The organism is Halomonas sp. BM-2019, from assembly GCF_017584085.1.
Genome location: NZ_CP071922.1, coordinates 300,806 through 312,934, shown reverse-complemented (window position 1 = coordinate 312,934; position 12,129 = coordinate 300,806). Strand labels below are relative to the sequence as shown.

The window sequence follows — 12,129 nt, the reverse complement described above, 5'->3', positions numbered from 1 at the left end:
CATAATCCCATGGTGTGATCGTCATCGATCCGTCACTGCTGATGAGGCTCCCGGATGACCGCCAAGACCGTACTGATCGTCGATGATGAGGCACCGATCCGCGAGATGATCGCGGTGGCGCTGGAGATGGCCGACTACCGCGTGCTCGAGGCCGACAACGCCCAGGCCGCCCATGCCATGGTGGTCGACCACCAGCCCGACCTGGTGCTGCTCGACTGGATGATGCCCGGCACCAGCGGCATCGAGCTGGCTCGCCGGCTCAAGCGCGAGCCGACCACCGCGGAGCTGCCCATCATCCTGCTCACCGCCAAGGGCGAGGAGGACAACAAGGTCCAGGGGTTGGAGGCCGGCGCTGACGACTACATCACCAAGCCCTTCTCGCCGCGGGAGCTGGTGGCCCGCCTCAAGGCCGTGCTACGCCGTGCCACGCCCCAGGGCGTCGAGGAGGCCGTGGAGGTGGAGGGGCTACTGCTCGACCCGGTAAGCCACCGGGTCAGCGCCGATGGCCATGCCGTGGAGATGGGGCCCACCGAGTACCGCCTGCTGCAGTTCTTCATGACGCACCAGGAGCGCGCCTACACCCGCAGCCAGCTGCTGGATCAGGTGTGGGGTGGTAATGTCTACGTGGAGGAGCGCACCGTGGACGTGCATATCCGCCGGCTGCGCAAGGCGCTGGGCAACCGCCACCAGCACCTGGTCCAGACGGTTCGCGGTACCGGCTATCGGTTCTCCGCCAAGGTCTGACGTGGGCCTCTGGCGGCGGGAGCTGTGGCGCCTCATCCTGCTGGTCGGCATCGGCCTGCTGGTGGGCTGGCTACTGTCACTCCCCTGGCCCGGCCTGGCCGTGGGTCTGGCCGCCTGTCTCGGCTACCACCTGCGCCAGCTCTGCCGCCTCTACCGCTGGCTGACCCTCGATGCCCAGTCGGAGCCGCCAGCTGCCTCGGGCATCTGGGGCGACCTGCTCGATCGCCTCTACCGCTACCAGAAGGGCCAGCGGCAGACCCAGGAGCGACTGCTGCGCACCCTGCGCCGCATCCAGGAATCCTCGGAGGCGATGCGCGACAGCGTGGTGATGCTGGACCGCCATGGCGACATGGAGTGGTGGAACAGCGCCGCCGAGCGCATGCTGGGCCTGCGCGCCGCCCATGACCGCGGGCACCACATCACCAATCTGGTGCGCGACCCGCGCTTCGTCGACTACTTCCATCGTCGCGACTACCGCGAGCCCTTGACCCTCGCCTCGCCCATCGATGAACAGATGGTACTGCAGTGCCAGATCACCCTCTACGGCGACGACGAGCGGCTGCTGATGGCCCGCGACATCACCCGCCTGCATCGCCTGGAGGAGATGCGCCGCGACTTCGTGGCCAACGTCTCCCACGAACTGCGCACCCCGCTCACCGTGTTGGCCGGCTACCTGGAGACCTACGCCACCTATGCCGACCAGCTGCCGTCGCGCTTCGCCCGGGGCCTGCCCCGGATGCAGGAGCAGACGGTACGCATGCAGAACCTGGTCAGCGACCTGCTGCTGCTCTCCCGCCTGGAGATCGACCGGGGCGGCGAGGATCACGTGCGCCTGGACATGGCGGCGATGCTGGCGCGCGTCCAGCGCGATGCGGCGGTCCTCTCCGCCGGCCGCCAGACCATCGAGGTGGAACTGGACGAGCCCCGGGCGCTGATCGGCAGCGAGCAGGAGATCCATAGCGCGCTCTCCAACCTGGCCTTCAACGCGGTGCGCTACACCCCGCCGGGAAGCCAAATCGTGCTGCGCTGGCGCGCCCAGGGCGACGACGCCTGCCTGGAGGTGGAGGATGACGGCGAGGGCATCGACCCGGTACACCTGCCGCGGCTTACCGAGCGCTTCTACCGAGTCGACAAGGGGCGCAGCACTGCTACCGGCGGCACCGGCCTGGGGTTGGCCATCGTCAAGCACGTGCTGCTGCGCCACGACGCCCGGCTGGAGATCGACTCACGACCCGGCCAGGGCGCCCGCTTCCGCTGCCACTTCCCGGCCCAACGCCTGACCGCGGCCGCCCGGAGCGGGGCCACCGGCACGGCCTGACCCCGGGGTGCCGTCTCAGTCTGGGTGATGGTGGCCGTCGGCGGCCTCGCTGCCTGCATCGGCGCCCTGTACCCACACCTCCACCTCGACCTCGCCGCGCTCGGCGAACTCCAGGGTCATCGGGAACCGCTCCCCCAGGCGCAGCGGCGCCTTCAGGTCCATCAGCATCAGGTGGTAGCCGCCACCCGGCCGCATGGTCTGGAGGGTGCCCGCGGGCACCTCGATGCGCTCGACCCGGCGCATCCGCATCACGCCGCCGTCCATCTGCATGTCGTGCAGCTCGACCGAGTCGCTGGCCGGGGTCGTGGCACCCACCAGCGCGGCGGGGGTGTCGCCCTCCACCCGGATATCCACGTAGGCCGCCGCATGGGGCACGCCGGGCGGGGCAGGCGTGGCGAAGGGGTGCACCACGACCAGATCCTCCAGCACGTACTCATGGGCCAGGGCTGACGCAGAGGCAGCGGTAGAGACGCTCAGGCCGGCGGCCAGCAGCAGGAAGGCAGGCATTCGCATGGGTCAGGGGTCCTTGTGGGGATTTCCCCGAGCATAGCAGGCGAGGGGCCAGGCGGGTTTCAACGCGACAAGGTGTCGCCGGGGCCACCTGCCGGGCATCGCAACGACGCCAGCCACCGCCGGGGGCGGTGGCCGGCCCCCTTGACCAGGTAGACCACGTACTCCGCCAGGTTGTTGGCGTGGTCGCCGATGCGCTCCAGGGCGCGCAGGATCCACATCAGGCTGAGGATCGGCGAGATCGAGCGGGCGTCCTCCATCATGAAGGTCATCAGCGAACGCATGGCGGTGCGGTACTCCTCGTCCACCTCCTCGTCCTCGTGGACCAGCTTCAGGGCCAGCTCGGTGTCGAAGCGGGCGAAGGAGGTCAGGGCATCGCGCACCATGCGCCGCACGTGCTCGCTGATCATGCGCACCTCGACGAAGCCGCGGGTGCCGTTGTCGGCGGCGATCAGGTCGCCGGCATTGCGGGCGATCTTGCTCGCCTCGTCGCCGATGCGCTCCAGGTCGGAGGCGGCGCGGATCACCGCCAGCACCAGCCGCAGGTCCGAGGCGGCCGGCTGGCGGCGCGCCAGCACCTGGGTGCACTCCTCATCGATCTTGATCTGCATGTCGTTGACCGCGCGGTCATTCTCCACCACGCGGCGGGCCAGGGCGGAGTCGCCTTCGAGCAGCGCCGCCACCGCCTCCTGGATCTGCTTCTCCACCAGGCCGCCCATGGCCATGAGGTGGGTCTTGAGCTCCTCGAGCTCCTGGTTGAACTGCCGCGAGATGTGCCGGCTGTGGATATCGCTGGTGATGTCCATGAGACTCTCCTTGGGCCCGGCCGTCAGGCCAGGCGGCCGGTGATGTAGTTCTCGGTGCGCCGCAGGCGCGGATTGGTGAACAGAGTCTGGGTGGGACCGTACTCCACCAGCTCGCCCTCCTGCAGGAAGGCGGTGTAGTCGGATACCCGCGCCGCCTGCTGCATGTTGTGGGTGACCAGCACCAGGGTCAGCTGCGACTTCAGGTTGCGGATCAACTCCTCGATCTTCAGCGTCGAAATGGGGTCCAGCGCCGAGGCCGGCTCGTCGAGCAGCAGCACCTCGGGGCGCACCGCCAGGGTCCGGGCGATCACCAGCCGCTGCTGCTGGCCGCCCGAGAGGGTCCAGGCCGAGCTCCTCAGGCGGTCCTTCACCTCCTCCCACAGCGCCGCCGACTGCAGCGCCCACTCGACGATATCGTCCAGCTGGCGCTTGCGGATGCCCCCCTGCAGGCGCAGCCCGAAGGCCACGTTGTCGTAGATCGACATGGGGAAGGGGTTGGGCGCCTGGAAGACCATCCCCACCCGTCGCCGCAGCTCGGCCACCGCGACCTCGGGCGCATGGATGTCCTGCCCCTCGAGCCGGATCCGTCCGGTCAGGCTCACCTCGTCGTTGAGGTCATGGAGCCGGTTGAGCACGCGCAGCAGCGTCGACTTGCCGCAGCCGGAGGGTCCGATGAAGGCCGTGACCCGGTGGCGTGGCACGCGTAGTGTCAGCTCGCGCAGCGCCGGTGAGCCACCGTAGGCGAGGCTAAGCCCCTCGATCTCCAGGCAGCAGGACGCCGGGTTGAGGTCGATGATCGGGCCAGCCGCAGCCGGCCGCGGCGAGAAGACGGACATCGGGCTTATACTCCTTCGAGCGCCACCGCTAGCGACGCGGCAGCGCCCCGTGGCGCGCCCTCAGATGATGGCGCAGGAATATTGCAGTCAGGTTAAGCACCAGGATCACCAGCACCAGCAGCAGCGCCGTGGCGTAGACCAGCGGCAGCGCCGCCTGGACATCGCCGCCGTGGAAGGCCGCGTCATAGATGTGATAGCCCAGGTGCATGAACTTCCTCTCAAGATGCAGGAAGGGAAATTCGCCGTCCACCGGCACCTGGGGCGCCAGCTTGGCGACCCCCACCAGCATCAGCGGCGCCACCTCACCGGCGGCCCGGGCGATGGCCAGGATCACCCCGGTGAGCATCGCCGGGGCGGTCATCGGCAGCACCACCCGGGTGAGCATCTCCATGCGGGTGGCGCCCAGCGCCAGAGCCCCCTCGCGCTGGTGGTCGGGCACCCGGGCCAGCCCCTCCTCGGTGGCCACGATCACCACCGGCAGGGTCAGCAGCGCCAGGGTCAGGGAGGCCCACAGCAGGCCCCCGGTGCCGAAGGTGGGCGACGGGAGCTGGTCGGCGAAGAACCACTCGTCGAGGGTGCCGCCGATGCCGTAGACGAAGACCCCCAGCCCGAACACCCCGTAGACGATGGAGGGCACCCCGGCGAGGTTACGCACGGCGATCCGCACCAGACGGGTGAAGCGCCCCTGGTGGGCCACCTCGTTGAGGTAGATGGCCGCCAGCACGCCGAAGGGGGTGACCACCACCGACATCAGCAGCACCATCAGCACGGTACCGAAGATCGCCGGCCAGACGCCGCCGGCGGTATTGGCGGCGCGGGGTCCCTCGGAGAGGAAGCGCCACACGCCGCTCGCCCAGGCGGCCAGCTTCTGGGGTGGCGACATGGCGTTGGGCCGCCACGCGCCCAGCACCTGCGCCAGCGGCTGCGCCAGGCGGCGCCCGTCGACGCTCTCCAGGTGCAGGGTATCGCCCTCCATGCGCGCCTGCAGCGCGCGGATCCGGTCGCTGGTTCGGGCCAGTTCGGCCGCCACCCCGGGGTCCCGCTCCAGGCGACGCATCAGCGGCACCGCAGCGTCGCGCAGGCGGTCGCGCTCCGCCCGCAGCGCCGCCAGCTCCCCCAGGCGCGCCTGCAGCGCCGGCCAGGCGGCCGCGCCCTCGACGCGCCCTTCGGCATTCTCGAGGGCCAGCAGGCGTCCGTGGAAGTTCCCCCAGCGAGCGCGCTCCAGCACCACCAGCTCCCGGGGCCGACGCTCGTCGGCGATCTCCTCCCGGGTCACCCAGGTCCAGATGGCGCCGTCCAGGTCGCGGTTGGCGGTCAGGTAGAGGCGCTCGCGCCCCGCGCCGTCGGGCAGGCGCTCCTCGCGAACCGCCTGGCCGGCGAGCTGGCGACCATCCTCCAGGGTCACCAGGGAGAGCGGCGCCGGCCAGAAGTGGCCCAGGCCGCGCACCGCCAGCAGGGTCAAGAGCCCGGCCAGCAGCAGCAGCGAGAGGGCCACGCTGCCGGCGGCCAGCCAGGGCCAGGGCCCCTCGCCGCGGGGCAGGCGGGCGCGACCGATCATGCGGACTCCGCCAGCTGCCGGTAGCGGCGCCTGAGCCGCGAGCGCACCAGCTCCGCCAGGGTGTTGACCAGGAAGGTGAAGACGAACAGCGCCAGGGCGGCCAGGAACAGCAGCCGGTAGTGGACCCCGCCCGGCAGCGCCTCGGGCAGCTCGATGGCGACGCTGGCGGCCAGGGAGCGCATGCCCTCCAGGGGGCTCAGGGTCATCAGCGCGGTGTTGCCGCTGGCCATCAGCACGATCATGGTCTCGCCCACGGCGCGGCCGGCGCCGATCATCACCGCGCTGAAGACCCCGGGGGCCGCCGCCGGCAGCACCACCTTCCACAGGCTCTGCCAGCGGGTCGCCCCCAGCGCCTGGGCGCCCTCGCCGAGGCTCGCCGGCACCCCGGAGAGGGCGTCCTCGGCCAGGGCGTAGATGCCGGGAATCACCGCGAAGCCCATGGCCAGCCCGACGATCATGGCGTTGCGCGAGGCGTAGTCGAGCCCGAAGCGCGTCTCCAGCCAGCCGCGCAGGTCACCGCCGAACAGCAGCGCCTCGAGCCCGGGGGAGAGCCATAGCGAAAGCATCACCAGCAGGGCCAGCCAGGGCATCAGCCAGAGGCCGGCCCAGCTCGTCGGCAGGCGACGCCGCCAGGCAGGGGGGAGCCGCCCCCAGGCCAGCCCGGCCAGCAGCAGCCCCACCGGGAGCACCACCATCAGCGCCAGGAAACCGGCCAGGTGGCGCTCCACCCAGGGCGCCAGCACCAGACCGGCCACGAAGCCGACCACCACCCCGGGCATCGCCTCCATCAGCTCCAGGGTCGGCTTGAGCCGCGTCCTGAGGCGGCGGGACATGAAGGTTGCGGAGTGGATGGCGGCCCCCAGCGCCAGGGGGACGGCGAACAGCAGCGCCCAGAAGGCGGCCTTGAGGGTGCCCCAGGCCAGAGGCTGCAGGCCATACAGGGGAGACTCCCCCGGCAGGGTGCCGGGCTGCCAGCGCGGCTGCCACAGCTCGCGCCAGCCCACCGTCGGCTCGGCCCCGAGGAACAGCGGGGCCACCTCCAGGGCCAGGAAGACCCCGATGGCCAGCACCGCCGCCACCACGCCGACGCCGCCCGCGGTGATCAACAGGGTCGCCAGGCGGTCACCGACGCGGCGGCGCCACTGGCGGCGCGGCGGGGGAGTGGGCGGCAGGGGGTCGATCATGGCCGCTCCCGGTCGGTGATCGGCAAGGGGGACAGCATGACTCTACGACATTCGCATGACAGTTGCGTGACAGCCTCAGGGGGCCGCCTCGATCAGGCCCCGCTGGCGTTCGCGCACCGCCTCGGGCAGGGGCACGAAGCCAAGCTCCTCCACGATCGCCTGGCCCGCGTCGGAGAGCACCAGCGCGAGGAAGGCGCGCTCCGGCCCGGGCAGGGGCCGGTCCGGCGGCCGGTTGACGTAGAGGTAGAGGGTACGCGACAGCGGGTAGTCGCCGCTCAGCACCGTCGCGGCGCTCGGCGGGTGAAGCTCGCCGCCCTCGGCATCGCGACGGGAGACCGCACGTACCGCGGGGGTCAGGTGGTTGAGCCCCGCGAAGCCGATGGCCGAGGGTTCCGCGGCCACCGCGGCCACCACGGCGGCCGAGCCGGGATGCTCGTTGACGCGCAGCCGGAAGCGCCCGCCGCACAGGCCCCGCAGGCGGAAGAGGTCGTGGGTGCCGGAGGCCACGTTGCGACCATGCAGCGCGATGCGCCCGGGCAGGTCGACGCCGAGCTGTGACCAGCGCTCGATGGGCGAGGCCGCGCCGCAGCGGCGGGACTCGGAGAAGATGGCGTCCAGCTCGGCCGCCGTCAGGCCCTCCAGCGGGTTGTGGCGGTGCACCACCACCGCCAGGGCATCCCGGGCCACCTCGAGCGCCAGGGGCGGATAGCCGTGGCGCGCCGTGAAGGCCGCCCGCTCGGCCTCGCTCATGGCCCGCGACATCGGCCCCAGGCGGGTGGTACCGGCGATCAGCGCCGTGGGGGCGCTGGCTGAGCCGCTGGCCTGCAGCTGCAGGCGCACGGCGGGGTGCCGCTCGGTGAGGGCCTCCCCCCAGCGCAGCATCAGCCCCGCCAGGGTATCGGAGCCCACCGCCCCGAGGGTGCCGGCCACCTCGTCGAGGTCCGCCCGGGCCACTCCCGGAAGCAGCAGCGCCAGCAGCAGCACCGCCAGCCAGCGCCTTGCGGCCCGCGGCCAGGGCCCGCGGGCCTTCCCGCCCCGGGGGCGAGCCCCGCCGCCGGCCAGGGGGCAAGGCTGGTGGGCGGCGGCGACTGCATATACCATGGCCCCCGATTCAGACATCCGTTCGCCTCTTGTCGCTTACGGCCACAATAACAAGCCAGGATGATGACACCTTGATGACAGACCTCGACGATATCCCCGCCCCTCAGGGCGAGCTGACCCTCAAGCTGCTGGCCAGCCGCCAGGACACCAACCTGCACGGCGACATCGCCGGCGGCTGGCTGGTGGCCCATATGGACCAGGCCGCCGAGCTGGCCGCCGGGCGCGAGGCCCACGGCCGCACCGCCACCGTGGCCATCGAGGCCATGGACTTCCTGTGCCCGGTGCGCGTGGGCGCCATGGTCAATATCTACACCGCGGTGCGCGAGATCGGCCACAGCTCGATCCGCATCGACGTGGAGGTGTGGATCCGCCAGCCCCAGGAGCGCGACCCCCGGGAGCTCCACAAGGTGACCGAGGCGAGCTTCGTGATGGTGGCCCTGGACGACAAGGGCCGCATCCGCGCCGTGCGCCAGTAGCCGAGCGAGGCACGACGACACCGGGGGCGCCAGCTGGCGCCCCCGGTGTCGCTCTGCCCGCCGCCCGAATCAGGCGCCGACGGTGTCGCGGCCCTTGAGATAGGAGTACTCGCCAACGTCGCTGAACGGCCGCACCAGCTTCTGGAAGGCCAGGTAGGAGTCGTAGACCTGCTTCGACTCCGGGTCGCTTGCGACCTGCGCCTGGAGCACCTCCGTGGAGGCCTCATAGAGGGCGGCCATGACGTCCTCCGGGAAGGTACGCAGCTGCACGCCATGTTCCTCGACCAGGGTCTCCAGGGCCTGGGCATTGCGATAGGCAAACTCGCTGATCATCGCCAGGTTGGAGGCTTTGGCCGCCTCGCGCACCACCGCCTTGAGGTCATCCGGCAGGGCGTTCCAGGCGGCCAGGTTGACGGTGCCCTCGAGCACCGCGCTGGGCTCGTTCCACACCGAGGTGTAGTAGTAGTCGGCCACCTGGTGGAGGCCCAGGGCCATGTCGTTGTAGGGGCCGACCCAGTCCGCGGCATCCAGCACCCCGGTCTGCAGGGAGGTGAAGATCTCGGAGGCCGGCATGTTCACGGTGGTGACGCCGATCCGGTTCATCGCCTCGCCGGCCAGCCCCGGCAGGCGCAGGCGGATGCCCTGCATGTCGGAGAGGGAGTGGATCTCCTTCTTGAACCAGCCGGCCATCTGGGTGCCGGTGTTGCCCACCGCGAAGGGCTTGAGGTTGTGCTTGGCATAGATCTCGTCCCACAGCTCCTGGCCGCCGCCGTGGTAGAGCCAGGCGTTGGTCTCGGTGGTGTTCATGCCGAAGGGCACCGCGGTGAAGAACTGGGAGGCCGCCAGCTTGCCGCGCCAGTAGTAGGCGGCGGAGTGGCCCATCTCGGCGGTGCCGGCGGCCACGGCGTCGAATACCTCCATGGCCGGCACCAGCTCGCCGGCGCCGTGCACGCGGATACGCATGCGCCCGTCGGAGAGCTCCTCGATACGCTTGGCGAACTCGTTGGCACCGGTCCCCAGCACCGGGAAGTTGCGCGGCCAGGAGGTGACCATGTCCCAGGTGAGGGTCTCCTGGGCCTGGGCGCTGGACACGAAGGGGGCGGCGGCGACGCCGGCGGCACCGGCACCCACGGTCTTCAGGAATTTGCGGCGTTGCATGCGGGCATGACTCCGAAAGGCTTGTCAGGTAAAGACGCGCGGAGGGCGGGCCGGCGCGATGTCGTCTCCTGGCAGTATGCGCCAACGCCGAATTGCCCCACAAGGTGGGGATCTGACGGAATGGTCAACGGAAAGACGGCGCCTCGGCCGGCTACAGGGGCGTCAGCTTGGCGAAGCCCAGCACCAGCCACTTGTCCCCCTCGCCCTCGAAGCTGACCTGCACCCGGGCGCGCTCCCCCTCCCCCTCGGCGTTGAGGATCACCCCCTCGCCGAACACCGGGTGGTGGACCCGCTGGCCCAGCGACAGGCTCGGCAGGTCGCCGCCACCGTTTACCTCGGTCTGGCGCAGGCCCGGGGAGCGCACGGTGACCGGTCGGCTGATCTGGCCGCGCAGCCGCACCTCCTCCAGGTACTGGGCGGGGATCTCGCGCAGGAAACGCGAGGCGCGCTGGAAGGTTTCCTTGCCGTGCAGGCGACGGATCTCGGCGTGGGTCAGGTAGAGCTTGCGCATGGCCCGGGTCAGGCCCACGTAGCAGAGCCGACGCTCCTCCTCCAGGCGCCCCGGCTCCTCCGCGGACATGCGGTGGGGGAAGAGCCCCTCCTCCACCCCGGCGATGAAGACCACCGGGAACTCCAGCCCCTTGGCGGCGTGCAGGGTCATCAGCTGGACGCTGTCCTCGAACTCGTCCGCCTCGTGCTCGCCGGCGTTGAGCGCCGCCTCGGAGAGGAAGGCCTCCAGCGCAGCGCCCCCCTCGCCGGCCTCCGGCGGGTCGAAGGACTCGCCCTGGGTGAAGGCCCGCGCCGCGTTGACCAGCTCCTCCAGGTTCTCGACCCGCGCCTGGCCCTTCTCGCCGCGCTCGCTGCGATGGTGCTCCACCAGCCCCGAGCGCTCGATGACGTGGTCGATGATCTCGTGCAGCGACAGCCCCGCGGTGTCGTGGTCGAGCCGCTCGATCAGCTCGGCGAAGGCCTGCACGACACTGCCGGCGCGGCCCTTGAGGGTGCCGTCGTTCACGCCATCGTGAAGCGCCTGCCACAGGGAGACGCCGCTCTCCCGGGCCCGGGTGCGCAGAAGCTCCACGGTGCGGGTGCCGATGCCCCGGGCCGGTACGTTGATCACCCGCTCCAGGGAGGCATCGTCGTCGCGGTTGAGCAGCAGGCGCAGGTAGGCCAGGGCGTTCTTGATCTCCAGGCGCTCGTAGAAGCGGTGGCCCCCGTAGATGCGGTAGGGCATGCCCTGGCGGATCAGGGTCTCCTCGATCACCCGGGACTGGGCGTTGGAGCGGTAGAGGATGGCGATCTCGCGGCGCTTGATGCCCTCCTCGACTCGCTCGCGAAGGGTGTCGACGATAAAGCGAGCTTCATCCAGATCATTGAACCCCGCATAGACCGAGATCGGCTCGCCCCGGGCGCCGGCGGTCCACAGCTCCTTGCCCATGCGCTCGGCGTTGTGGCTGATCAGGGCATTGGCGGCCTCGAGGATGGCGCTGGTGGAGCGGTAGTTCTGCTCCAGGCGCACGGTCCTGGTCCCGGGAAACTCCTGCTCGAAGCGGCGGATGTTCTCCACCCGGGCGCCGCGCCAGCCGTAGATGGACTGGTCGTCGTCACCCACCACGGTCATCGGCGTGCGCATGCCGGTGAGCAGCTTCAGCCAGGCGTACTGCAGGGTGTTGGTGTCCTGGAACTCGTCCACCAGCACATGGGCGAAACGCGCCTGGTAATGGGCCAGCAGGGCGGGGTTGTCGCGCAGAAGCTCGAGGCTTCGCAGCAGAAGCTCGCCGAAGTCCACCAGGCCGCCGCGCTCGCAGGTGAGCTGATAGCGCTCATAGAGCGCCACCATCTGCCCCAGGTAGGCGTCGCCGTGGACCTCGACCTGGTGGGGGCGCAAACCCTCCTCCTTGCAGCCGGAGATGAAGGCCTGCACCTGGCGCGGCGGGAAGCGCTCGTCGTCGACGTCGTGATCCTTGATCAGCCGCTTGACCAGACGCAGCTGGTCGTCGGAATCGATGATCTGGAAGTGCTGGGGCAGGCGGGCGTCCTGCCAGTGGGTGCGCAGCAGGCGGTGGGCGATGGAGTGGAAGGTGCCCACCCAGACGTGGCGCAGCGACAGGCCCAACAGCGCCTCCAGGCGGGTGCGCATCTCCCGGGCCGCCTTGTTGGTGAAGGTCACGGCGAGCACGGCGTAGGGGGAGAGCCCCTCGGCCTGCATCAGCCAGGCGATGCGGTGGACCAGCACCCGGGTCTTGCCGGAGCCGGCCCCGGCCAGCACCAGCATGTTGCCCTGGGGGGCGCTGACCGCCTCGCGCTGGGCGGTGTTGAGGTGGTCGAGGATCGCCGTGACGTCGTCCATGGGGAGGGCATCGCTGCTCGGAAAATGGGCGAACAGCTTAGCATAGGGGCGAGGGGCGAGGGGCGAGGGGCAAGGGGCAAGGGGCAAG

General features: G+C 70.7%; 11 protein-coding genes. 3 read left to right on the top strand and 8 right to left on the bottom strand.

Going from position 1 to position 12,129, the window contains the following annotated elements; genetic code table 11:
• Positions 1-54 precede the first annotated feature (54 nt).
• Both phoB and phoR read left to right on the top strand, forming a co-directional pair.
• On the top strand, positions 55-744 hold the full coding sequence (gene phoB / locus J5F18_RS01610; RefSeq protein ID WP_346300616.1) for a phosphate regulon transcriptional regulator PhoB: 690 nt from the start codon (positions 55-57) through the stop codon (positions 742-744).
• A 1-nt stretch (position 745) separates the two neighbouring features.
• A complete protein-coding gene (gene phoR, locus J5F18_RS01605; protein ID WP_346300615.1) occupies positions 746-2,062 on the top strand; it encodes a phosphate regulon sensor histidine kinase PhoR in 1,317 nt (438 codons plus the stop codon).
• A 15-nt stretch (positions 2,063-2,077) separates the two neighbouring features.
• On the opposite strand, the gene J5F18_RS01600 is transcribed toward phoR, so the two are convergent.
• From J5F18_RS01600 to J5F18_RS01575, 6 genes are all read right to left on the bottom strand, one after another.
• Positions 2,078-2,575, bottom strand: a complete 498-nt coding sequence (locus J5F18_RS01600) for a copper chaperone PCu(A)C (RefSeq protein ID WP_346300614.1) — start codon at positions 2,573-2,575, stop codon at positions 2,078-2,080.
• Positions 2,576-2,634: 59 nt separating this feature from the next.
• The gene (gene phoU / locus J5F18_RS01595; protein ID WP_346300613.1) at positions 2,635-3,378 is read right to left on the bottom strand and encodes a phosphate signaling complex protein PhoU; all 744 of its coding nucleotides are present in this window, start codon (positions 3,376-3,378) and stop codon (positions 2,635-2,637) included.
• Between the two features lie 23 nt (positions 3,379-3,401).
• A complete protein-coding gene (gene pstB, locus J5F18_RS01590; protein ID WP_346300612.1) occupies positions 3,402-4,214 on the bottom strand; it encodes a phosphate ABC transporter ATP-binding protein PstB in 813 nt (270 codons plus the stop codon).
• 28 nt (positions 4,215-4,242) lie between these two features.
• Entirely contained in the window at positions 4,243-5,772 is a 1,530-nt protein-coding gene (pstA, locus tag J5F18_RS01585) for a phosphate ABC transporter permease PstA (protein ID WP_346300611.1), read from the bottom strand.
• On the bottom strand, positions 5,769-6,956 hold the full coding sequence (locus tag J5F18_RS01580) for an ABC transporter permease subunit (RefSeq protein WP_346300610.1): 1,188 nt from the start codon (positions 6,954-6,956) through the stop codon (positions 5,769-5,771). The genes pstA and J5F18_RS01580 overlap by 4 nt, the downstream gene beginning before the upstream one ends.
• A gap of 75 nt (positions 6,957-7,031) precedes the next feature.
• Complete coding sequence (locus J5F18_RS01575; RefSeq protein WP_346300609.1) at positions 7,032-8,057, bottom strand: phosphate ABC transporter substrate-binding protein; 1,026 nt, start codon at positions 8,055-8,057, stop codon at positions 7,032-7,034.
• 74 nt (positions 8,058-8,131) lie between these two features.
• On the opposite strand from J5F18_RS01575, the gene J5F18_RS01570 reads away from it, so the two are divergent.
• Entirely contained in the window at positions 8,132-8,533 is a 402-nt protein-coding gene (locus J5F18_RS01570; protein ID WP_346300608.1) for a hotdog domain-containing protein, read from the top strand.
• A 69-nt stretch (positions 8,534-8,602) separates the two neighbouring features.
• Here J5F18_RS01570 and J5F18_RS01565 read toward each other — a convergent pair whose 3' ends face one another.
• The gene (locus tag J5F18_RS01565) at positions 8,603-9,691 is read right to left on the bottom strand and encodes a TRAP transporter substrate-binding protein (protein ID WP_346300607.1); all 1,089 of its coding nucleotides are present in this window, start codon (positions 9,689-9,691) and stop codon (positions 8,603-8,605) included.
• Between the two features lie 151 nt (positions 9,692-9,842).
• Positions 9,843-12,041: a DNA helicase II gene (uvrD, locus tag J5F18_RS01560; protein WP_346300606.1), complete on the bottom strand. Its 2,199-nt coding sequence runs from the start codon at positions 12,039-12,041 to the stop codon at positions 9,843-9,845.
• Positions 12,042-12,129 lie beyond the last annotated feature (88 nt).

Coding starts and splice junctions, on each gene's coding strand:
- phoB (WP_346300616.1), top strand. CDS start 55: ATGACCGCCAAGACCGTACTGATCGTCGATGATGAGGCACCGATCCGC.
- J5F18_RS01600 (WP_346300614.1), bottom strand. CDS start 2,575: ATGCGAATGCCTGCCTTCCTGCTGCTGGCCGCCGGCCTGAGCGTCTCT.
- phoU (WP_346300613.1), bottom strand. CDS start 3,378: ATGGACATCACCAGCGATATCCACAGCCGGCACATCTCGCGGCAGTTC.
- pstB (WP_346300612.1), bottom strand. CDS start 4,214: ATGTCCGTCTTCTCGCCGCGGCCGGCTGCGGCTGGCCCGATCATCGAC.
- pstA (WP_346300611.1), bottom strand. CDS start 5,772: ATGATCGGTCGCGCCCGCCTGCCCCGCGGCGAGGGGCCCTGGCCCTGG.
- J5F18_RS01580 (WP_346300610.1), bottom strand. CDS start 6,956: ATGATCGACCCCCTGCCGCCCACTCCCCCGCCGCGCCGCCAGTGGCGC.
- J5F18_RS01575 (WP_346300609.1), bottom strand. CDS start 8,057: ATGGTATATGCAGTCGCCGCCGCCCACCAGCCTTGCCCCCTGGCCGGC.
- J5F18_RS01570 (WP_346300608.1), top strand. CDS start 8,132: ATGACAGACCTCGACGATATCCCCGCCCCTCAGGGCGAGCTGACCCTC.
- J5F18_RS01565 (WP_346300607.1), bottom strand. CDS start 9,691: ATGCAACGCCGCAAATTCCTGAAGACCGTGGGTGCCGGTGCCGCCGGC.
- uvrD (WP_346300606.1), bottom strand. CDS start 12,041: ATGGACGACGTCACGGCGATCCTCGACCACCTCAACACCGCCCAGCGC.